Annotated in this window: 17 protein-coding genes; 1 reads left to right on the plus strand and 16 read right to left on the minus strand. The window is 41.1% G+C overall.

Features of this window, described 5'->3' with window-relative positions:
* Nucleotides 1–12: 12 nt before the first annotated feature.
* On the plus strand, nt 13–2,490 hold the full coding sequence (locus tag ED557_09255) for a glycogen/starch/alpha-glucan phosphorylase (GenBank protein RNC83947.1): 2,478 nt from the start codon (nt 13–15) through the stop codon (nt 2,488–2,490).
* Between the two features lie 136 nt (nt 2,491–2,626).
* On the opposite strand, the gene ED557_09260 is transcribed toward ED557_09255, so the two are convergent.
* The 16 genes from ED557_09260 to gcvT form a co-directional block, all read right to left on the minus strand.
* Nucleotides 2,627–4,420, minus strand: a complete 1,794-nt coding sequence (locus ED557_09260; GenBank protein RNC83948.1) for a DUF4062 domain-containing protein — start codon at nt 4,418–4,420, stop codon at nt 2,627–2,629.
* Between the two features lie 268 nt (nt 4,421–4,688).
* Nucleotides 4,689–5,333, minus strand: coding sequence for an NAD-dependent epimerase/dehydratase family protein (locus ED557_09265; protein ID RNC83949.1), 645 nt, complete (start codon nt 5,331–5,333; stop codon nt 4,689–4,691).
* Nucleotides 5,334–5,339: 6 nt separating this feature from the next.
* Nucleotides 5,340–8,531 (minus strand): glycosyl hydrolase, encoded by a 3,192-nt coding sequence (locus ED557_09270; protein ID RNC83950.1) that lies wholly within the window; start codon nt 8,529–8,531, stop codon nt 5,340–5,342.
* A gap of 139 nt (nt 8,532–8,670) precedes the next feature.
* Complete coding sequence (locus ED557_09275) at nt 8,671–9,516, minus strand: hypothetical protein (protein ID RNC83951.1); 846 nt, start codon at nt 9,514–9,516, stop codon at nt 8,671–8,673.
* Between the two features lie 97 nt (nt 9,517–9,613).
* Nucleotides 9,614–10,984: a hypothetical protein gene (locus ED557_09280; protein ID RNC83952.1), complete on the minus strand. Its 1,371-nt coding sequence runs from the start codon at nt 10,982–10,984 to the stop codon at nt 9,614–9,616.
* Nucleotides 10,984–11,802 carry an energy transducer TonB gene (locus tag ED557_09285; GenBank protein RNC83953.1) on the minus strand — a complete coding sequence of 273 codons (819 nt, stop codon included), beginning with the start codon at nt 11,800–11,802 and terminating at the stop codon, nt 10,984–10,986. Before ED557_09285 ends, ED557_09280 begins: the two co-directional genes overlap by 1 nt.
* Nucleotides 11,803–11,805: 3 nt before the next feature.
* Nucleotides 11,806–12,222 (minus strand): biopolymer transporter ExbD, encoded by a 417-nt coding sequence (locus tag ED557_09290; GenBank protein ID RNC83954.1) that lies wholly within the window; start codon nt 12,220–12,222, stop codon nt 11,806–11,808.
* 3 nt (nt 12,223–12,225) lie between these two features.
* Nucleotides 12,226–12,930, minus strand: coding sequence for a MotA/TolQ/ExbB proton channel family protein (locus ED557_09295; protein ID RNC83955.1), 705 nt, complete (start codon nt 12,928–12,930; stop codon nt 12,226–12,228).
* Between the two features lie 8 nt (nt 12,931–12,938).
* A complete protein-coding gene (locus ED557_09300) occupies nt 12,939–14,777 on the minus strand; it encodes a hypothetical protein (protein RNC83956.1) in 1,839 nt (612 codons plus the stop codon).
* 9 nt (nt 14,778–14,786) lie between these two features.
* On the minus strand, nt 14,787–14,975 hold the full coding sequence (locus ED557_09305; GenBank protein RNC83957.1) for a hypothetical protein: 189 nt from the start codon (nt 14,973–14,975) through the stop codon (nt 14,787–14,789).
* 2 nt (nt 14,976–14,977) lie between these two features.
* The gene (locus tag ED557_09310) at nt 14,978–16,690 is read right to left on the minus strand and encodes a TonB-dependent receptor (protein ID RNC83958.1); all 1,713 of its coding nucleotides are present in this window, start codon (nt 16,688–16,690) and stop codon (nt 14,978–14,980) included.
* 108 nt (nt 16,691–16,798) lie between these two features.
* A complete protein-coding gene (locus tag ED557_09315; GenBank protein RNC83959.1) occupies nt 16,799–17,818 on the minus strand; it encodes a UPF0104 family protein in 1,020 nt (339 codons plus the stop codon).
* Between the two features lie 2 nt (nt 17,819–17,820).
* Nucleotides 17,821–18,438, minus strand: a complete 618-nt coding sequence (locus ED557_09320; protein RNC83960.1) for an outer membrane lipoprotein carrier protein LolA — start codon at nt 18,436–18,438, stop codon at nt 17,821–17,823.
* Nucleotides 18,425–20,968 (minus strand): DNA translocase FtsK, encoded by a 2,544-nt coding sequence (locus ED557_09325; protein ID RNC83961.1) that lies wholly within the window; start codon nt 20,966–20,968, stop codon nt 18,425–18,427. Before ED557_09325 ends, ED557_09320 begins: the two co-directional genes overlap by 14 nt.
* A complete protein-coding gene (locus ED557_09330; protein ID RNC83962.1) occupies nt 20,961–21,698 on the minus strand; it encodes a 2-phosphosulfolactate phosphatase in 738 nt (245 codons plus the stop codon). The genes ED557_09325 and ED557_09330 overlap by 8 nt, the downstream gene beginning before the upstream one ends.
* A 12-nt stretch (nt 21,699–21,710) precedes the next feature.
* Nucleotides 21,711–22,811: a glycine cleavage system aminomethyltransferase GcvT gene (gene gcvT, locus ED557_09335; GenBank protein RNC83963.1), complete on the minus strand. Its 1,101-nt coding sequence runs from the start codon at nt 22,809–22,811 to the stop codon at nt 21,711–21,713.
* Between the last annotated feature and the right edge of the window lie 34 nt (nt 22,812–22,845).

A 22,845-nucleotide genomic window follows, 5' to 3' on the forward strand; every position in this document is an offset into this window, starting at 1 on the left:
AATTTTTACTAGATGAGCAAAAAAGTATCGAATGAAATAGCCGTTCGCTCCGGCTTAAATAAAGATTCATTAAGAGAAGACATTAAACTACACCTTCGCCATACCTTGGCAAAGGATGAGTACTCACGAACTAACTGGGATAACTATCGCAGTGTTGTACTCACATTAATGGATCGCCTGCATGATAAATGGATTACCACCCAGCAAACCTATCATAAGACCGGAGTTAAGCGTGCCTATTATCTCTCTATGGAATATCTGATCGGTCGCTTACTAGATAACATGGTGGTTAACCTGGATGTTCAACAGGAAGTAGCCGATGCCTGTGCTGATCTAGGCCTCGATTATGATGAAATAAGAAATGCAGAATGGGATGCCGGATTAGGGAATGGGGGGCTTGGAAGATTAGCTGCATGTTTCCTGGATTCTATGGCTACACTTGGAATCCCTGCAACGGGTTATGGACTTCGATATGACTATGGCATCTTTTACCAGACTATCGAAAACGGTTTCCAAATTGAAAAACCAGACCTTTGGCTACGCTATGGAAACCCCTGGGATATCGTTCGTCCAAAAATTCAGTACCCGGTAGAGTTTTATGGACACCAGCATATTACTCCTAAAGAAAGTGGTGAACTGGAATACCAGTGGGAGAACACCAAAAAAGTACTTGCTGTTGCTTACGATACTCCTATCCCTGGATACAACAATAACATTGTAAATAACCTGCGCCTTTGGAAAGCAGAGTCTGATACAGCGATCGACCTTCAAAGCTTTAACCAGGGTCAATACATTGATGCTGTTCGAGATAACCAATTGGAGCAGAATATTACTCGTGTTCTATATCCAAACGATAAGATGTTTGTTGGGCAGGAGCTGAGACTTAAGCAGGAATATTTCCTGGTATCGGCATCTATGCAGGACATTTTAAGAAGATTTAAAGGTCAGACTGATGATTGGACTAAACTTCCTGAAAGAGTAGCCATTCAGTGTAATGATACCCACCCGAATTTAGCAATCCCTGAATTGATGAGAGTGTTGCTGGATGAGGTGGATATGCCGTGGGATAAAGCCTGGGATCTTACCGTTGAAACGATGGCTTACACTAACCATACACTTCTTCCCGAAGCCCTGGAAAAATGGCCAGTATCCTTAGTTAGAAGCCTGCTTCCAAGACATCTCAATATCATTTTTGAGATCAATCGCCGATTTATGGATAGCATTAAAGCTAAGTTTGGTGATGATCGAAACAGAATGAGCCGAATGAGCATTGTTGGGGAAGGAGAAAACCCGGTAGTTCATATGGCTCACCTGGGAATAGTGGGAGCTAAGAAGGTAAACGGAGTAGCTGCACTCCATTCGCGTCTACTTAAAGAATCTATGTTCCGCGATTTCGATGAGATGTATCCGGAGAAATTCACCAACAAAACGAATGGGATTACTCCACGTCGTTGGTTGAAGCAGTGTAATGTGGAGCTTTCCGCACTTATAAGTGACAAAATTGGTGACGACTGGATTACTGACCTCGACGACTTACAAAAAATCGCTGACTTTGCTGAAGACAAGGCTTTCCAAAAGAAATTCGCTGAGATCAAGTTAAACAACAAGAAGCGATTGGCTGATTATATACAGGAAGATATGGGTATAGAAGTTGATCCAACTTCTATGTTTGATATCCAAATCAAGCGGATGCATGAATACAAGCGCCAGTTGATGGCTGCCCTGCATGTAATCACTTTGTACAACCGCCTAAAGGAAAATCCGGATCTGGACGCTGTTCCAAGAACGGTCATTTTTGGTGGTAAAGCGGCGCCGGGTTATGCCATGGCGAAACACCATATCAAGCTAATTAATGCTATTGGTGAAAAGATCAATAATGATCCACAGACTAAGGACAAGCTAAAGTGTATCTTCCTACAGAATTATCGGGTTACTCTTGCAGAAATCATGATTCCAGCTGCAAACTTATCTGAGCAAATTTCTACGGCAGGTATGGAAGCTTCCGGTACCGGTAATATGAAGTTCGCCCTGAATGGAGCGCTTACCATCGGTACGCTGGACGGTGCGAATGTGGAAATCAAAGAAGAAGTTGGTGATGATAATATCTTCATCTTTGGATTAGAAGTAGAGGATGTGGATGAGCTTCGAAGAGCCGGATATAATCCTCAAACTTATTACCACAAGAACCCGGAATTAAAGCGGGCGCTGGATCAGATTAGAGATGGCTTCTTTTCTCCTGACAATAAAGAGCTTTTCCATCCGATCATTAACGCTCTTCTTTATGAAGGGGATTACTTCATGGTACTCGCTGATTATGAGGCTTATGTGAAATCACAGGAAGAAGTAGATAAAGTATTCCGCGATGAATTTGAGTGGAATAAAAAGGCTATTCTAAATGTGGCTAAAGTAGGTAAGTTCTCCAGCGATCGAACCATCAAAGATTACAACGACGAAATCTGGCAGACTGAGCCCGTGGTGATTAAGGGGTAGGGTTTGTCATTTCCCTCTCCCTTTGTCATTTCGAGCGTAGCGAGAAATCTAGAGATCGTTGTAAACGGCAACCTTTAGATTTCTCAATCTCCCGAAAGCATTCGGGATCTTTCGAAATGACAAGAGAGTATAAAACTTAATCTTCATCCTTTTTTCCACTTCCTAACTCCTTTAACCACTCCGAAACTGTAGCTGCTTTGGGAGACCCTAGTTCTTTTAGAAGATTTATAGATTTATTGTAAAACTCCTTAGCTTTTTGCAGCTCCCCTACAAAATGATACAATAAACCCAGGTTACCAAGTTGAGTACCTAATCCTTCTTTACTTCCAATGACTTCATAAAGCTCCAAAGATTTTACATACATCTTTTCTGTTTCTTGCAAATCTCCCCTTTCCCAAAAAACATTCCCTAAATTACTGTACTGAGCCGCTATTCCTTCTTTATTTCCAAGGGACTTATTTAATTCTAGTGCTTTTCTATACATTTTTTCCGCTTTTTTTGAATTTCCTTGATCCAAGTCCATATATACATTCCCTAAATTATTGTACTGACTTGCCATACCTTCTTTGCTTCCTAATGATTTGTTTAGCTTGAGTGCTTTTTTGAGAAACTTTTCAGCCTCTTCCAATTCCCCTTTTATCCTGAATAACATTCCCAAACTACCATACTGAATTGCAATTCCTTCTTTATTTTTAAAGGATTTGTTTAACTCTAATGCTCTTCTGTACGTCTCTTCTGCATCATCCAAATCACCTCGAATCTGATACAAAATTCCTAAATTGCCATATGTTACAGCCATTCCTACTTTGTCTCCTAGAGATTCACTGATCTTTAATGCTTTCTCTTGCATTTTTTCTGCTTTTATTAAGTCACCTTTAGTCTGATAAAGAGCCCCTAAACTTCCAAATTGAGCTGCCACTCCTTCTTCATCCCCTAAAAACTTACTAATCTCTAATGCTTTCTTGTACAACTCTTCTGCCATTTCCAAGTCACCTTGAATACGAAATAGCTTACCGAGATTCGCAAATGCGATTGCAGTATTTACCGACTGTTCTTCTGGTCCACTAATAGTTAACCACTTTTCTAATACTCTATAAGAAGTCTCTAAATCACCTACTCGATAGTAAAACTCAAATCCCAAAGACAAGATTCTTAAGTCACTTGATTCCACTATCAGTTCAGAAAACTTTTGCCTGGCGAATTCAATTTTTCCCTCCTTGGAAAGTTTTACTGCATCTTCTGCCATTTCTAATTGCTTAGCTTCTAACTTTAGTAATGCTACTTCTTTTTCATCTTTAGCTTTTTGTGCTTCTTTTATTTTCTCCTTGGCAACTTGCTTGGCTTTTTCTACTTCTTCTAGCACTGATGAGGGTAGTATAACCGTTTCTCTCTGATCTTCAGGTTTAGGTAGATCGCCTTTTGAATATGCTCTTAAATGACGGTTTACTTCTTTTACGAAAGTTTCTTTATCGTAGAAATAGTGGTATAAAACCTGGCGTGTTTCTTCTAGTTGTCTTCGAAATGCCATTACTTTCTTTAGTTGTGGACCCGGATCGGCTTCTGAGTCTGAGTCTACCTTTTTGAAAAACACAAAAATTTCGGGTGATTTTTCCTTTTTCCATCGCTCAAAAGCCCGGTGAAATTCCTCTTCTGTGTAAGAGGAATAGTCTGAATCTGGAGCTTCTTGTCCCCACCTTCGAAAAAGTGTGAGAATAAAAACATCACACCGATCTACTTCCTGGTTTATTACTGCTTGGCTTCTCCGACCAGTGGTTGCTAGGGTATCCTCCCAGCCAAGCGGCTCGAATTCTACGCCTGCTCCATCTCCAAAACCATCATTCAATTGATCAATAGTTTCTCTAAAATATCTTCGCTCATTTGCTAAATCCCCTGGCGAAGCTATAAATACGGCAATTTTTCTTTTTTCCATTTCTGACCCTCTTTTGCGTTTAGTCTCTTTGTTTTTCCCAACGGTAGATATACAAATAACTCGCTTAATATGAAATATTAATTAGTTAGGGGTAGAGATTACACACAGCTAATCTACTAAATAGTCATCCCGGACCTGTCTGCCGACAGGCAGGTTTGATCCGGGATCTGTAAAGGGTGGCTTTAGTTAAATCTCTCTAGTTCCTAGAATTTCTTCACAACAGACCCTGAAACAAGTTCAGGGTGACGGAAAGAGATGGGAATTGGGTTCACCCCTTAATAATCGGTGTTCGTGATTGCGGATAACCGCCCTGCTCAATTACATCCAATAACCATGAGGCTACGCTTGCTCTGGAGATCATATCGAAAAGGCCATATGAGCTGTTTACCGAGGTCTTTTTACTCTGCTTACCATTAGTGAGTGTTACCGGACGTACTGCATGCCAGTTTAATTCGCCTGAGCTAAGAAGCTCTTCCATATTCTCTAAATCCTGGTAAGCAGGGCCAAGGTTACTTTTCCGAATTAGAAACTGAAGTACGGAATTAGTTCGGTCAAAAGACTCCCCTACTCCTGCAGCACTTATTACAGCTACTGGAAAATCAGCAGGAAGGGCCTTCATAAGATTTTCTGCCGTTTTGGTAGTAAGATCTAGTGGTGAAGTAATCGAAGACCAGGGGTTGAGCTTGTTTTTTCGTTTCAACCCAAGGCAAGAGATCACCGCATCCTGGTTTCGGGTAGCCTTTTCCAGGGTACTGTAATCTAATACACTACCTCTGATCACCTCCACTTCCGGCGAAGCCGCAAAAGAAGTTTCTTCCCGAACTAAGGCCGTGACCTTATGGCCTCGCTGTACCCCTTGCGCTACTACGTAGGAGCCACAACCTCCTGAGGCTCCAAGTACAAGTATGTTCATTTGTTATTAATTCTGAATAGATCCTGTTGGGTTTTCGAACTCTTCCATCACCGTCTCATACTCCCCATTCCAAATTGTATTCAACTTATTGAGCTGTACATCTACTTTGGCTCCGAGGTCTTCGAATACGGCATATTGTTGAGCTGTTGGACGGCCATAGCCTGTTGCTACGGTTCCTTTAAGCGCAGCCAGTTTGTTGTTCAGCTTGATTGGGAAGTTAAGTACATCCTGAGTTGCCTCAGCTTTGGTTTGTACCAGCTCGTTTTCAATATCAGACATTGCAGCAAGCATCGCTTTCGCTTTATCCTGAAGCTCTTTATTGTCTTTAGCCTCTGCCATCATCTCATTGATTTCTTCTCGTACTTCACGAATTCTATTAATGGATTTATGGGTACTGTCCAACTTAGCATTGATGGTCTGAACGAGCTCAAATTGAGCAATAAGGTCTTGTTGAGAGATAGACGTTAAACGTGGGTCTTTCTTTACTTCGAAATCCTGTTCGCCCACCATCTCATCACCGATATGCATACGCACTTTATAGGTACCCGGAACTGCTCGTGGCCCCGAAGTATTTCCAGCCCAAAGAATCTGACGACCATCTAGGTTAGTTACCCCTTTGTATTGAAGGTTCCACGAGAATTTGTTTAATCCGGCTTTGTTGGATACCACCGATGGACGAACACGGTCTTCTTCTTCATAGAATAACGGAGATTCTCTTACCGCCCGTCCTCTGGAATCTTCTTTGCTTGAATACGTCTGAATTACATTATCTCTCATATCCAGGAACTCGAGCTTAACTTCTTCCTCTGTATCACTTCCTAGCATATAGTACACTACCGCGCCAGAGGTTGGATTTTGCCCTATCGTTCTTCCAGGAGCGATATTCCCTGAACGTCCGAATAGATATGAATCTTCGGGATCAAATAAGTGGTGATCTGCATCTGTTATCTGTTCGGTGATCTGATGTAGCACAGGAAGGTCGTCAAGAACCCAGAAGGAGCGCCCTTGAGTAGCCACAATCAAATCCTTATCTCTTTTATGTACCGCTAAATCCGTAATTGGAGTTGCTGGTAAATTCAATTGGAAAGGTTGCCAGTTATCTCCGGCATCAAATGAGATGTATAGACCCGTCTCTGTTCCGGCATAAAGCAAGCCTGCTTTATTTGGGTCTTCTCTTACTACACGGGTAAAATCTCCATCAGGAATTCCATCGGTGATTTTACTCCAGTTCCTTCCATAATTCGTGGTTTTATATATCATTGGTTGGAAGTCGCCGAACTTATAACGAGTAGCAGCAAAATAAGCGGTTCCGGCATCGTGATGTGAAGCATCCAGAATACTAATCATTGACTCTGGCAATCCTCTTGGTGTCACATTATCCCAGGTTTCTCCATTATCACGACTGATATGAATTAAGCCATCATCTGAACCTGCCCACATCAGGCCAGGTTCGATAGCTGATTCAACAAAGGTGAAAATAGTATTATAGTATTCAACCGAAGTATCGTCTTTTGTGATTGGCCCACCTGATTCATCCTGCTTAGTGGTATCATTCCTAGAAAGATCCGGGCTAATAGTTTCCCAACTCATTCCCTCATCCGTTGAGCGATGCACGTGCTGTGAGGTAGCGTACAACACATCAGGATTATGAGGTGAAATAATGATCGGGAAAGTCCATTGGAATCTATACTTAAGTTCTTTTGCTCCAGCTCCCATGGGATTATCCGGCCATACATCAATTCTGTCGCTTAATCCAAGTTTAGCATCATATCTATTTAGATATCCTCCGTAGCTTCCACCGTAAGTAACATCAGGGTTTTCTGGATCTGGTGCGATGTATCCACTTTCACCACCAGCAACTGGCCACCAATCTCTTTCGGTAATACCAAAGCCTCCGGTTCTGCTTCGAATGGCAAAGGTGCTGTTATCCTGCTGAGCGCCATAAATCATATAAGGGAATTGGTTGTCGGTAGCAACCTGGTAAATCTGTGCTGTAGCCGATGTGTAATAGCTCGACCAGCCTTCACCACCATTAAAAGTCACCTGGCCTCCACCGTCATCCCCAATTACCATTCGTTGTGGATCATTGGAAGCAATCCATAAATCATGATGATCGCCGTGTGGTGTTCCAATTCTGCTAAAGGTTCTTCCACCATCAGTAGATTTCCAGAATCCTACATTCAGTACATATACTACATCTTCGTTTCCGGTATCGGCAATTACTTTGGAATAATACCAAGCTCTTTGACGAAGATTTCTATCTGCACTTACTCGAGTCCAGGAATCTCCTCCATCTTCTGATCGGAATAGACCACCGCCCCTTGCGTTCTCTACAATGGCGAATACTCTGTTCGAGTTAACAGGAGAAACAGAAACTCCAATCTTTCCTACTAATCCTTTTGGCAGACCGGGGTTCTTAGTGATTTCTGTCCAGGTTTCACCACCATCGGTACTTTTGAATAGCCCACTTCCTTCTCCACCGCTACTCATTTCCCATGGGTTTCGATAGGCTTCCCACATAGCCGCAAAAAGTATCCGAGAATTATTCGGATCAACAGCGATATCAACAGCACCGGTTTGATTATTGCGGAAGAGCACTTTATTCCAGGTTTTACCACCATCGGTAGTTTTAAACACTCCTCGCTCCGGATTTCCTTCTCCACCAAAAAGCTTACCCATTGCAGCAACCCAAACTACATCAGGATTTTCAGGGTGAATCTCGATATCTCCAATGAATCTGCTCTCACCTAATCCAAGATAAGTCCAGGTTTTACCTGCATCAGTAGAACGATACATACCATCTCCGGCACTCATATTTCCACGAATATCCGTTTCACCCATTCCCACATAAATCACATTAGGATCGGAATCGGCTACATCGATCGCACCAACTGAACCCGTTTTAAAGTATCCATCTGAAATATTTATCCAGGTATTACCACCATCTGTGGTTTTATATACTCCTCCACCTGTGAAGCCGGTGTAATAGGTATAAGGCTCGTCATCATGACCTGCAACAGCTACTGAACGCCCCCCGCGAAAGGGGCCAATATTTCTGAATGCTAAATCTTTGAGATCCTGTTCACTATAGGTTGGAGAATCAGTTTCAGTACCATGCCCAAAAATTTGAGCTTCTGCTTGGTAATTGATTAGTGCGCAGACTATTAAGGCTGCAAAAAAAGTGACCACTCTTTTCATAAATCCTGGATTAGTTAATTAGGCTTTTGAATTACCGAATGTAACTAAACAGAAGCAAGAGGAGGGTAAAAGATTGTTAGTAGATAGAAAGGTATCTCATGTTGTTACATTGCTTAGAAATGTATTTTGATAGGATGAGTCAAAGCCCAAATTTGCTAAAATCTATATCCTTATAGTGAGAGGTATAGTCATAAACCTTTTCGATTTGTAAATCTGTAAGTAACGACCTGCTAGTTTCACGATTCTTATCGGAATTATAGGTACTGTACTTCTTTGATAAGATATTTTTATCTATTGTTCCTATCTCACCAAAACCAAGAAAACGCATTATATCCCTAAGTACTTTTTCCTTATCACTAAATAATTCTTCGTAAGTAACCCACTTAGTATTTATGATCTTCTGTTCACAAAGACGATACCAAGACACATAAAAATTTATGTACCAAGGAATTGCTAAATCAATAATTAGATCAATAAACTGTTCACTATCTAACTTTTTTGTTGCTTTATCCTGCCATAAAAAAGAGTATCCATTAAGACCTAAATCGAAGTAGGGTAATTTTTCTTTAGCCCTCAAGTCTTTTTTTAGGCTAATAATTATATCGAATATATCCCTTACAAGAATTATGGGTGTTATATCAAAAACGTTAAGATAATGCGCGTTATGGAAGGTCCCCTTCATATGCATTTGAGAGACGCAACCATCTTTATTATGCAAGCATAATGCGGGTAAATATAAATCATGTTCGTTAGTAGCATAGGCAGCACTTAATCTGGTACAAATATACCCGGTCAAAGAACTTAGAGTATTCAATAAAAAAGTAGATCCTGTTTTAGGAGCTGCTGCTAAAACAACAATCTTTTTATCGCCCCTCTCTTTTCTAAGGGTTTCTCGAATTTTATCATTTACCAAACCTTGATTAGATATGGCTGAGACTATTATTTCGCTCAATTGATTTTTATCAAAGCTAGTTTTGCTATGCATGCTAGTTCTTAGAATTATTTGCTCCTAACTTGAACTTTAGATACGTAAATAGTCTATTAAAATCAGAAGCTGTTTTACAGGGGCTAAAAGTAATTGACTAGAACTCTTCAGGAAAATCAAGCAAAACATTGCCGTTCTTCAGCTCAATCGGGTCACGAAGGGGTATAAATTCCCGGGTAAAAGGAAGTGGCTTGGTAACCACACTTCCATTCACTATATGCTCAATGGCTGTAGAAAATAGCGGGTCATTAAGGTCACCAATTGGCACAGTCGCAAACAGGCTTTCGAATGTTGAGAAATCAGGATCCAGGCCACTCGCGAAATCGGTAAAACCATCTGCATTCAGGTATTTAAAGCTGACCGGAACAATAGCGTAGTTGCTTACATCATCTGCAAGCACAAAGGCCCCATAAAACTTACCTACCGTCGGAGTACCAATAGTATAAACATCCATATAAGGCTCTAGCCCTGTTACGATTAATTCGCTGGCTGAAGCAGAGGCTCCTGTTACCAGGAAATACACTTTATCCAAGTTCAGGTTTACATCGCCTTCAGAAAAACGAGTGGAAAGGTTTGGAGAATCCAGGCCTTGTTGATCGATCAAGGCATTTGTGTATTCCTCGTTGTATTCATATTGAATAAAAATATCTTCGTTCTGAGCATTAATGGATGGAACTAGTGCATTAGCAAATTCGGTCGCTACCGATACCTGTCCCCCGGGGTTATATCGAAGATCAACCACCAGCTCCGTTACCCCCTGGTTATTGAAATCGGTGAGTGTATTGATCAGGCTGGTTACAAATATATCTTCATCACCATCTACAAACCTGGAATAAAACATATACCCGATTTTGTGTGCACTGGTGTCAATAATACTAGTATAAACTACAGGATCTAACTCGATTTGACCTACATCTGCTGTAATAGTCTCACCCGTTTCAGTAAGAATGTATCGCTGTTCTTCTTCACTAAAATTAGCTTCACCCATAGTAAAGGTTGACATCCCCTCAGTGTAAAAAAGATCAAGGTAGTTCAAGGTATCTAATCGGATGCCGTTAATACCTAGGATAATATCACCACGCTCCATGCCTCCATCTGCAGCTGGGGTTCCCGGATATACAAATTCGACTACAATAAATACCTCATCGGTACTGCTAATACGGCCAAAGGCGGGAGAATACCCCGCTGAAACACTATTTCCACTTAAATCATCCAACAATGCCTGGGCATCATCGCTGATAAAAGAGAACCTATCATTTGGCTCCTGGATACTCTCGTAAAACACCTCCGGAGCTACTGTCCCATCTGCTTCATCCGGTACATATTGATCCCAGAAATAATAGAAGTCCATTTGAGTACGTATCCAGCTGTTCACTTCACCATATTCTCCGGATATCCCGGCTGGATTATCTTTACAAGAAATGAAGGCAATGATTATAAGTACAGGGATCAGAATCAGTTTTTTCATTAATCAAATACAAATCTAAAGGTTATAGTACCCCACTGAGCTTGTTGCGGAACTCCACTTGGAAGTCTCGAAAACCTCCATGTTCGCAACGTTCTCATTACTTCTGTTTCTAATTCCGGATTCATCTTTCTTAAAGGAATAATTCTTCCAACGGTACCATTTGGTCGTACTTCAAAACGGACGGTAATAACTGCTTCTGTATTAGCATTATTGCTTGGTAAAGGCTGAACCATAGGGGCACGTTCAATATCGCCCTCCCATTTAAGCTCATAAGGAGAAGTCTTTTCTTCATCGGTTCCAATACCCTGATCGGAGTTGGTTTCACCAATAGCTCCATCCACATCACCGCTTTCTTCGGCACCCTCATTTTGCTCCTCATCAACCTGGGCTTGAGGAGGAACTTCGATTTGTTCTTCGGCCTGTTCTTCTACAGTAGTAGTTGGATCAATTACCTCAGTATCAGGGGTTTCTACCGGGTCATTTTCTACTTCTTCTACTTCGTCGGGTAAATCAACAGGCTTTACATTTTCTTCAGCGGGAGTTTGAGGAGCTTCTTCTGGCTCCGGAGCTTCTTCAACAGGTTCTTCGGCTTCTACTTCTGAAGGATTTTGGCGTGTAGCCACCTGCTCATTCTGAACTTCTGAAAATTGGGTGAGCTGACCTGTTTGAAAATCTCCAAATTCTACTTCAATAAAGGATGGGCGAAGATTTTTACCCATATCAATGGTATACCACAAAGAAAAAGCGAGCAGTACTACTGCCACTGAAAGGGTTACCCCTAATGCTCTTTGATCATCCTTTGTGAAAGTAGGTTTCATAGTTTAGAATGAGCCTTGTTCAGTTGCTATTGCCAATCTAAGATCTAAAGCTTTCCCAATGTTCAACACCCTTACGGAATTGTCAATGATTGAATTTTTATCCGCTCTTAATACGATTGTGCTGGCCGATTTATTATTTTTTGCTTGCCTAATCGCTCCCGAAAGAGACCCCGCAGCCGTTAGTTCCCCTTCTACATAAAACTGGCCATCTCGTGTGATTGCTACAGAAATAAATTCATTATTGGTAACTGAACTACTTTCTGCCCTTGGGATGTCTACCTTTATTCCAAAATTGGTCACAAAGGAGGAGGTTAGCAGGAAGAAAATTAGAAGCAGCAATACAATGTCAGTCAAAGAGGACTGTGAAAAAAGAGTAAGGGGAGTAAGTCTTTTATCTCCTCGTCTGAAATCTCTTGCCATTTCTTATGCCTGTTTTTTAGGTGCCGGGGATTGAAGTAAATCAATAAAATCAGCGGAAGCATTTTCAAGCTCAAAAATGGATCGGTTGATTCGACCTAACAAGAAATTATAAAAACCAAAAGCAATCAAACCTACAATTAGACCTGCCGCTGTGGTAATCAAGGCTTCCCATATACCCCCAGCTAATGCGCTTGGGTTTACATTTCCTTGAAGTGATTGAATATCCATAAAGGCCTCTATCATACCCGTTACTGTTCCGGTGAAACCCAATAGGGGGGCAACCCCGGCAATGGTGGCTAACCAATTCATCCTTTTTTCGAGGAAGAAAATTTCTTTTTTACCTGCATTGTCGATAGCATCTTCGATGTCTCTGATTGGACGTCCCAATCGTTTAATTCCTGCCTTAATAATCCGAGCTAGGGGTTTATCGAAATCGTCACAGTAAGCAATAGCGTCACTTTGAAGCCCTGATTTAAGCATACCTTCGATTGAACCTAAAAACCTTTCGGTATCGGTATGGGATCTTGAAAGTGCGCTCCATCGTTCTACAATTACATAAATGGATATTAACAGAAGAAGAAATATGGGAATCATCAAGATTCCTCCTTCTACCATTAAGTCAAAAAACGTTACCTGATCGGTTTGAAGTGAAAGTGACAGGGAGTCGATAGCCGTAGAATCCTGCCAAAATAAAAACGCTAAGTTCATGTAGATGATTAGTTTGTAATTCTTTTTATAAAATAACTTTCTTGATATTCTGAGGGCATTTCTTCTGCCCCTATAGCCGCATCTCTTAAGCTTGCAAACTGCCCAATACTAACCCTCCATAAGGTACCATATTGTGTTGAAGGCACTGGAGTAACGAATGCTCTATACCCTGCATTGCTTAGCTCTTGCTGCTTAGCGTAGGCGTTTTGTTCTATACTTAGTGAGAATAAAACAATGGTATAACCATCATTGGCAGCTTCTGATACTACTCCGGTTAATCCGTATAGTTCCTGTCCCTCTGGTACATTCTGTGGAGTACTTATTGGTTGTTGAACGGGAGGAGGAGCTGCCTGTTCCTGTACCGGGGATTGTTGTTCTGCCTGAGTAGTTGTTTCCTCTTGCTGCTGAGGTTGAGCCTCAGCAGGGGGTGTTTGCTGTTGGGGTGGTTGAGTAACTGGCTCAGAGGTATTACTTGCTACTTCATAGCCTGGAGTTATACCTGGAATGTTCACAATACCATAATAACCTAAACCGGCCGTTCCACCTACAAAAATAACTAGGAATAGTATAATCCAAAGCCAAACGGGAGCTGGTTTTGCTTCTTTTTTAGGCGCTTTTGGTGGTTTAACTTTTGGCTTTGCTTCTTCTTTTTCCCCTGGTTCTTCTTTTTTAGAAATAACTCCTGAGGTAATATTTTTTATTACAGGAATAATTTCTTCAGAATGAGAAACATTGGCAGGAGGTAATTCTTCTTCCTCATCTTCTTCCAAATCTAAAAATGGGTCGTCGAAGTCATCAAATTCATCTTCGAGCTCTTCTTCTACATCAGTTATTTCTTCTTGTGCAGTTTCCTCCGTTTCTTCCTCCTCAATAACATCTTCAACGCTTTCTGTTGATTCTGATTCGCTTAATACTTCTTCCAATTCTTCTGTGCTGATTTCATCAATAATCTCATCAAGCGTTTCTTCTTCTCTTTCTTCAAGGCTAGGCTCTGGCTCAGCCAGCTCTGAAGCCTCTTCATCCTCACTTTCTAATTCAGAGAATACATCCATAATATCTTCTTCATACAGACCCGCTTCTAATTCCTCCGAAGAGGTAACCGTAGTATCATCGCCCATCAAACTCGCGAGTTCTGCATCTAGACCACCTACAGATGCTTCTTCTTGTGTATGAGACTCATCCGCTTCTACTTCCTGTTCTTCTTCACCAAAGATATCCTCAAATGAATCCTCCTCAACACTTTCTTCCTCTGCTGATTCCTGATCTGCATTTTCCTGTTCCAGGTACTCTTCTCCCATCAAACTTGAAATCAGCTTATTTGCTGATTCTGAGCCCTCTTTATGTGCTTCAATCCCCCAAGAATCAGGACCTGGAACTTGTTCTTCTTCTATAGCTTCGGCATCACTTTCGGTACCCAAGTCCTTTTCAGATTCCACCCCAAAAACAATAGAATCTTCGGTGCCCTCAGGTTTTTCTTCTTCATCAAAATCTTCTACCAATCCCGCAAATGGATCTCTTGAATTAGCGGATGATTCCCCCTGTAATGATTCAAATGGATCTTCCTCAAGTTCGGGAGCCGGACTTACCTGATCCTCATCTAGTTCGATGGGCTCCATCCCCACATATTTAAAGTTGATCTCTGTTTCTAATTCCTTTGACGGAATAAAAAGAATTCTATCACCCAAGCCACTAAAAATTCCAAAGCCTTCTATTTCATATGCTTCACCATCAGCCACAGCCTGATTTATCTCATCAATAAGTTCAGCAATCTGCTTTTCAATTTTTTCCTGATCCTGACCAGAAGTTTCAATCAGTAAATCGAGTAGTTGTTTGTGATCTATATGCATACAGTTCCCCTATTCAGCATTAAACTCAATAGCATCCCTCGGGGGAAGCATTACCGTTTTGCCATCAGCTCTTTTCTCCTGGCTTTGAGTATGATGTGTGGCTTTGAATGTACCCAGTCCATTTACCTGGACTGAGTTTTTCATGATAATCTGATCACGTATTACAATACCAAAAGCTTTTAAAAAATCTTTTGTCATAGCTAAAAAGTTACGGTTAATCCTCCATAGACCTGAAATGGGCGTTCCTCGTAGCCTTCCCAAAGTTCATACTTTTGCCCTAAAATATTCAACACTTTGAGATAAACCCCAAATCGGTTTGTTATTTGATACTCTGCACTTCCGTTAACAAGCACAAATGCTTTTAAATCTTCATCTGAAGAAGGTGCTTCTCTTTTTCCTGTGTATTCCGACCATCCCGAGATCGTTAGGTCATCAGCCAGTTTGTATGAAAGTGAAGCATTCAAGCCAAACCGTTCTTCAAAAGGAATGTCACCACCTGCTGAAAGCTTTAGTCTGCGAGCGTATACTTTCGCATCGAACCAGAATTTCTCTGCAACTAATTGTTGAGTGATACCTCCATAAAACTCAAATATGTTTGCCTTTCCATAATCCACATTATAAAAGGTAAAGAAGTCCGTACCTCCCTGTGTTTCAACATCCCTGGAATAGAAAGCATAATCTTTAGTAATCTGATAGGTCATACCACCGAAAATCCGGTTGCCTTCAAGAGGTTGAAACGCTATTTCTCCTGAAACACCAGAGTTATAGCTATGCTGTAAATCTGTTTGAGTGTTTAATAATCGATTAATTTGATGGTGCTCATATACTGAATTCATTTCAGGGCGCCCCCATAAACTCCCTGTAATAATAACAGCATCTCTTAGATTGTACCTTAATTTCAATTCCGGATTTATATATAATTGACTTGAAAGCCCATCTGATACATAAGCGATTCCTCCCTTAGCTGAGATGTGAGCACTAAAATTGAGCATCTTCCGATATTCTAAACCACCCCTGGCGTCAATCCATTGTCTTGAAGAAATACCGGAATACTGGTAATTCCCACCTCGTACTGAGCCCTCAACTTTGAATGTTTCATAGAGTTTTCTTCCTGCCCAATACTTTCCAAAATCAACATTGAAGTTTTGCTCGTTAACCTCGCCAGATCGGGTTGCCCCTGCCAACAAATCAATATTGACAGTATTTACTCCAACATTTAGCTCCCAACCTTCTAAGGCATTCTTAGTTTGGGTAACGTTTACCTCCGCTCCAAATCCCAAATACTCCTTTTTTGCGGTCTCCCCTATTCCAGCCTGAAATATAGGAGCCAGGTCAAACACCCGGTTAAAATCACTTAAAAAGCCTATATCTCCGGAAACCGAAAGGTCCTCACTAACCTGATTACGTAACCCTATACTCCCGTCAAAAAATCGGAAACTACTTAAATGGTCATCAAGATGACCATCCGTCGACTGGTAGTTAATATTGGCCTTAGCAGCCGTTCGCTCATTAAAAGAATGGAATGCATATAGTTCAGCTTCGGGTGTCACAAAGCTGCCTACCCCCGCGCGTAGTAAACCAATGGTTCTGTCTGGTGTCTTTAATGTTGATTTTGAAGGCGGTGCAGGACGGTCTAGTTGCGTAATGGCAATACTTGCTACAGCCTCATCACGGGTTTCCATAAACGGCATTCGGTTTGGGTTAATCCGAAAAACTCGTGGTTTGGGATTGAATCCAAGAATGGGTTGGCGTCTTAGCCCCGGAAAACGAGCCCTGAATTCACTCCGTATCTCAATATCCTGGGGATTAATCTCAGGAAGGAGGGAGTTTTGGGGATTGGTGCCGGTTTGAGCCTGAATATCAGACCAAACAAAAAGGGTAGCAATAAAAATAAATCCTTTAACGAATCGCATCTAAAAACGGGGTTTGGGGAATGTACTAATTTTTAAACCAAGGTTTAACCCGCAGGTAACCGAAAAAGTGTACTGTATTTACAGTTTTGGGTTCCTTAAGCGAACTTCTTATTTCTCAACCGCCTCTTTTCTCAGTACTACAAATTTGTCGATGGCAAGACAGATAGGGGCAATAAGCATTACTAACAGGAGTGTAGCAGCATGTGTTATTGTGGCAAAAGCTAACCCGGTGACTTCTGGAACTGCATATAACACAAAAAGGCTGTATGTAATAAAATAGTGATAGCTTCCTATGCCTCCGGGTGTTGGGATTGATATACCCACAGCAGAGACCATAGTAAGTACCACAGCATCTGCTAAGGATAATTCAAAGCTGATGTGTAAATCGAACATCCAAAATGGGAAGTAGATCATCAGGATATAGAATCCCCAAATGGCGAAGGTATAAAATAAAAAGAGGGGCCAGTTCTTAAGCTTTCTAATTGAAAGCACACCTGCAAAAAAATTCTTTGAGGCCTCCCTTACTTTATTAATAAAACGAGCAAAAGCTGTGTCTCCTTTGCTTAGCCTTACTACCATAAAGAAAAGCATTGCCCCAACTATTAGAGCCGCAACACCAACTAATGCAAGGCTCCCAACTATTGAGGATACCTCATCGGAATTGGTAAAGTCTATCCCAAAAAGTCGATTCAGTATTTCTGCATCCGAAATGAGAAATATTCCAACAAAGGCCATGATTATAAGCATACTCAATACATCGACAATTCTTTCCAGTACTATAGTGCCAATGATCTTGGAATTACTTTCTCCAACTTGTCTTGCTACATAAATCGGACGTGTAACTTCTCCTAACCTCGGAACAGGGATATTAGAGAGATAGCCAAACATAACGCCGGTGAATAAAGTAAAGCGATGAGGAATCACACCACCGTCATTAAAAAGCATTCTCCAGCGTTCCGCTCGTAAATAGTGCGAAAGGATCAAACATAAGGTAAAGGGGAAAGTCCATCCCCAACTCATTTCCTTTGAGGCTTCCATGATTTCGGAAAACTCGACATTTCTGAAGGCCAACCATAAAAAAAGTGCAGCAAAAACTACACTTAACCCTATTTTTAAAATCTTATTCAATCTTAAAACCTCATATCTACCACTTCAGCATCATCAGGATAATCCAGTGTGAAAAGATTTTCATCTCTGGATATAAACTCACCATTTTCAAAAGTGGTAATGATCACATTTTCTGCAAAATCGTACGCAGTTATTTTCAAGGGCTCTAAGTTTGAATCCACCTCTATCTCCACCCTTACAAATACCTCAAAATCATCTTCTGTAGTAAGTACTATCAAAGTATTTCCGTTATCAAGACTTTCCTGAGCAGGGGTATAGGTATCATCCAATCCGCTAAGCATTCGGGATGGAGCAAAATCATCTTCATCGGGATCATATTCGCTGATGATTAACCTGTTTCTAAGTTCATCATATACTTTAGAAAGTTCTCCGTCTACAAGAATTAATTGATGATCACCCTCCAACTTATATCCAACCTGATCTATCCATATCACTCCCGTTGAAGTGCTTGTTTCTCCGGTATAGGAATCGATATAGGTATGCTCAAATGATGAAGTGAACACCTGGTTATCAGCAAATTTCCCTCGAAGTTCATCAAAGGCCGGGCTCTGAGCTTTCCCCGTTTCTGAAAAGATTAGCAATACTGAGAAAATCACTGCGAGTAGCTTAATCGAGCTCATTAAGTCCATCCATAATTTCGCGAAGTTCTTCTTCTTCCTGGATAAGAACATCTCTGGCTGTACTTCCTTGATATGGTCCAACAATCCCTGCATTAAATAATTGGTCTATAATTCTTCCAGCCCGGTTATACCCTATTTTCAATTTTCTTTGAAGTAGTGAAACCGAACCTTGTTGATGAAGCATCACCACTTTGGCTGCTGCTTCAAACATATCGTCAATGTCTTCTAACGGATCCGGAACTCCCGCATTGTCTTCCTGGATAATTGGCAGATGAAATGGTTCTTTATACCCAGCCTGTTGACCAATAAATGCATTTATTGCTTCCACTTCTTCTGTTGATACAAAAGCGTTCTGAATACGTGTCATTCCTGCGCCATTTGTAAAGAGCATATCCCCCATTCCAACCAACTGATCAGCACCACCCACATCCAGGATAGTTCTGGAATCCACTTTTGAAGCAACCTGGTAAGCCAACCGAGCCGGGAAGTTCGCTTTAATGGTACCGGTAATTACATTTACAGATGGCCGCTGAGTGGCTACTACGAGATGAATACCAACGGCTCGTGCTAATTGAGCAATCCGCGCGATCGGTTCTTCGATTTGTTTTCCAGCAGTCATCATTAAATCGGCAAGCTCGTCAATAATTACTACGATATATGGCAGATGACGGTGCCCTAATTCTTCCTCAAGTTCCTCTTCCTTGTACTTGGCATTATACGCCTTGATATCCCGAACCATAGCCATTTTGAGGAGATCGTAACGATCATCCATTTCTTTACAAACACTATTTAGTGTTTCCAGTGCTTTGGTGGTATCAGTGATAATAGGCTCATCAGCATCTGGCAACATGGCCAAAAAATGATTCTGGATATTTCGATACAAAGAAAGTTCAATCTTCTTTGGATCTATCATCACAAATTTAAGATTGTCAGGGTGACACTTGTAGAGAAGACAGGTAATGATGGTATTTATACCCACTGACTTACCAGAACCTGTAGCTCCTGCTACCAGGAGATGTGGCATTTTGGTTAAATCCATCATGAATACTTCATTTTCAATGGTTTTACCAAATGCAACCGGCAAAGTCATGCTGGTTTCTACAAACTTTTTGGTATTAATTACCTGCTTTATGTATACCGTTTCCCGTGTGCTATTTGGAACTTCAATCCCTACCGCAGATTTCCCAGGAATTGGAGCTAGCATTCGAAGGCCCTTCGAAGCTGTGGCCATTTTCAAGTCGTTGGAGTAGCTCTCGATCTTACTAATCTTCACATCCGGCGCCGGCTCAAGTTCATATAAAGTCACCGTGGGGCCAACAATGGCATTAATCCCAACGATCTCGATTTTATGACGTCTCAGCTTGTCGAGAATGATGCGCTTATTTTCCTTTATCTCCTCCAGGTCAACTTCATTTCCTTCATTGGGAGGAGTATTAAGAAGCTCAATAGTAGGGAACTTATACTTGATTACCGGTACTTCTTTAGCTTTATCGGCATTCAGTTTATCTAAATCTTTTTCTCCTGCTTCCTCATCACCTTCTCCTTTAAAGATGGCGACTTCAACGTCTTCCTCGCTTCCTTCTTCTGGCTCGGAATCAGGCTTTTCAATAATTGCCCTTGGACGAGTATCGAGGGTTTGAACTTCTGCTTTTTCTTTCTCGATTCTCTTTCGATCTTCTTCTTCCGACTTCTCTACGATATCTTCAATACTTGGCTTGGGCTTTACCGCTTCTTCTTTTGATTTCGCTTCTGCAATCTGTCGCTTTTGTATTGCTTCTTCTCGTTTTTTAGCTGCTGCCTCTACTTCCTTTTCTTCTTTCTGTAATTGAATTTCAGCTTTTTTAGCTGCAACTCTTTCTTCTCTTTCAGCAATTCGCTGGGCTTTCTTTTCTTCTCTGGCGATCCGAGATTGCTCCATCTTATCCCGCAAATTATCCATCCAGATTTTAACACTATCAATGGTTTTCTGGAGATCACGATCCCAAAGCAACAGCAAAGTTACTATCACCGACACTGAAAGAATAAAAATAGAAGCTACCCCCGTAATGTTTTGGAGGATGCGGGAAATTGCTACTCCAGATACTCCACTCCAAATAGAATCGTCGGGGAAATTAGCATTGGTATTTAGCCAACCAATAAATGTAGATAGCAATATCATCCCCCAGACGGACAGGATATTCAGCCAATTATTTTCTTTAAACTCTCTTCTTCTGAAGATGTGCCATCCATTATACCCAACAATAAGCGCAAAAATAATGCTGGTATATCCAAACAGGGAGTACACCAAAAAATGAGATATATAAGCCCCAACAGGTCCTAACCAGTTTTGGACTAACCTGGAGTTAGCATCAGGATTAAATAAGTCGGTAAATGTGATACTTCTTGCATACTGATAGTCGCTGGATGTGTAAGACATGATACTTAATCCAAGCAACACAGCTATGGCTATCACAATAATTCCGGCAATCTCTTTTTTTCTACCCGAATTCAACCGTTGATTAGTAGCAGTATTCAGCTTTTTCTTAGCCATTTAAGTCTGTTATGATCCCGTCCTTCATCCCGGGGAGTACTTTAAATTTATCTACCTGGCAACAAAAAGGAACATCATCCTCAGGAACCAGATTTCTTAAACGAAAAGCATGATCACTTTTCTGAATAGTTTCCTCTAGAGTATCTCCAAATCGTTCGAAAAGACCAAAAGCTACTTTTGCTCCATCTTTTGTGTTATCGGGAAGGTTTCCTTTGCAAAGAGCATGTATAAGTGACCCCGCGAACATAGTATCTTCAAGTGCCAGTCTTCCTCTCCAGCCCGAACAAATAAGAACAACTTCATCATCATGTTCCTTTAGTGCTTTTAGAATGCTTTTTTGATTCAAAAAGGAACCAATATAAATTCGGTTTGCAAGACTGGCTTTCTTTATAGCTTTTGTGCCGTTGGTTGTGTTAAAGATCAGGGTCTTATCAGCTACTGCTTCCTTAGTGTATTCCAGAGGGGAATTTCCAAGATGGTAGCCTTCAATTTTTGACCCATCTTTTTCGCCACAAAGCAGATAATCATTTGCATCCATTGTGCGAGCTATTTTAACGGCATCACTCATATCCTCAACAGGGATAATTTTTTTAGCCCCACTATTTATAGCTGTTACTATAGATGAAGAAGCTCGCAGGATGTCAATAATTACTGCACTTTTTCCTCTTAGGTCCTCTTCCTGAAAAGCATGAACAGAAAAGAAAACATCGATATAGCGTAAGTCTGGCATATTCTCTCTTATTTATTTTTTTATGAATGGTGGCCTTGCCACCGTTGCTGGTGCTGTTTTTTTACGAATGGCAATTTGTATCGCTGTCCCTTCAGCTGCGTACTCTTTGCTCACGTATCCCATCCCAATTCCTTTACCTAAAGTAATGGACATTGTTCCACTGGATACCTCCCCGATAATGTTGCCTGACTCATCAACAATTTCATACCCGTTTCTGGGAATTGATCGTTCATCCTCCATTACAAATCCAACCAATTGGCGGGTAATTCCTTCTTCTTTCTTTTTAAGCAGTGTTTCTTTAGCAATGAAATCACCTTTGTCAAATTTCGTGATCCAGCCTAGCCGAGCCTCAAGTGGATGTGTATCTTTGGTGATATCATTTCCATAAAGGGCATATCCCATTTCTAAGCGAAGTGTATCACGAGCTCCAAGTCCACATGCTTCAATCCCAAATTCTTCACCGGCTTCAAAAATTGCATTCCAAACCGCTTTTGGGTCAACCGTGTTTTTGTCAAAATAAAGTTCGAACCCCTTTTCGCCAGTATACCCGGTAGCAGAAAAAATAACATCTCCAAGACCTGCAAGATTTCCCATCTTATAACTGTAAAAGGCAATACCGCTCAAGTCCAGGTCAGTAAGTTTTTGAAGTGTTTCAATTGATTTTGGACCTTGCACAGCCAGCAAAGCAGTGTCAGGAGAATTATCGTGTACCTGGGCATCGAAGGTGTTATTTTGATTAATCCATGCCAGGTCTTTTTCAATATTAGAAGCATTAACTACCAGGATATATCCATAATCATCAAATAGATGATATACGATCAGGTCATCAACAATACCCCCATCCTCATAGCACATGCATGAATATTGTGCCTTTCCTGGGACCAGTTTAGAGACATCGTTAACCGTCACTTTTTGAACAAGGTCAAAAGCCTCGGGGCCCGAAATAAAAAACTCACCCATATGCGAAACATCGAACACACCTACCGCTTCCCTTACCGCTACGTGTTCTACTTTAATACCTTTATACTGTACAGGCATTTCAAATCCTGCAAAATCGACAAGTTTAGCCCCTGCTTCTTGATGAAGTGAATAGAACGGAGTTTTTTGTGACATGAAGTTAGTCTCTGTAGCTAGTTTTATTGCGCAT

Source organism: Balneola sp. (genome assembly GCA_003712055.1).
In the GTDB taxonomy this organism is placed as follows: Bacteria; Bacteroidota; Rhodothermia; order Balneolales; family Balneolaceae; genus RHLJ01.

Coding starts and splice junctions, on each gene's coding strand:
- ED557_09255 (RNC83947.1), top strand. CDS start 13: ATGAGCAAAAAAGTATCGAATGAAATAGCCGTTCGCTCCGGCTTAAAT.
- ED557_09260 (RNC83948.1), bottom strand. CDS start 4,420: ATGGAAAAAAGAAAAATTGCCGTATTTATAGCTTCGCCAGGGGATTTA.
- ED557_09265 (RNC83949.1), bottom strand. CDS start 5,333: ATGAACATACTTGTACTTGGAGCCTCAGGAGGTTGTGGCTCCTACGTA.
- ED557_09270 (RNC83950.1), bottom strand. CDS start 8,531: ATGAAAAGAGTGGTCACTTTTTTTGCAGCCTTAATAGTCTGCGCACTA.
- ED557_09275 (RNC83951.1), bottom strand. CDS start 9,516: ATGCATAGCAAAACTAGCTTTGATAAAAATCAATTGAGCGAAATAATA.
- ED557_09280 (RNC83952.1), bottom strand. CDS start 10,984: ATGAAAAAACTGATTCTGATCCCTGTACTTATAATCATTGCCTTCATT.
- ED557_09285 (RNC83953.1), bottom strand. CDS start 11,802: ATGAAACCTACTTTCACAAAGGATGATCAAAGAGCATTAGGGGTAACC.
- ED557_09290 (RNC83954.1), bottom strand. CDS start 12,222: ATGGCAAGAGATTTCAGACGAGGAGATAAAAGACTTACTCCCCTTACT.
- ED557_09295 (RNC83955.1), bottom strand. CDS start 12,930: ATGAACTTAGCGTTTTTATTTTGGCAGGATTCTACGGCTATCGACTCC.
- ED557_09300 (RNC83956.1), bottom strand. CDS start 14,777: ATGCATATAGATCACAAACAACTACTCGATTTACTGATTGAAACTTCT.
- ED557_09305 (RNC83957.1), bottom strand. CDS start 14,975: ATGACAAAAGATTTTTTAAAAGCTTTTGGTATTGTAATACGTGATCAG.
- ED557_09310 (RNC83958.1), bottom strand. CDS start 16,690: ATGCGATTCGTTAAAGGATTTATTTTTATTGCTACCCTTTTTGTTTGG.
- ED557_09320 (RNC83960.1), bottom strand. CDS start 18,438: ATGAGCTCGATTAAGCTACTCGCAGTGATTTTCTCAGTATTGCTAATC.
- ED557_09325 (RNC83961.1), bottom strand. CDS start 20,968: ATGGCTAAGAAAAAGCTGAATACTGCTACTAATCAACGGTTGAATTCG.
- ED557_09330 (RNC83962.1), bottom strand. CDS start 21,698: ATGCCAGACTTACGCTATATCGATGTTTTCTTTTCTGTTCATGCTTTT.
- gcvT (RNC83963.1), bottom strand. CDS start 22,811: ATGTCACAAAAAACTCCGTTCTATTCACTTCATCAAGAAGCAGGGGCT.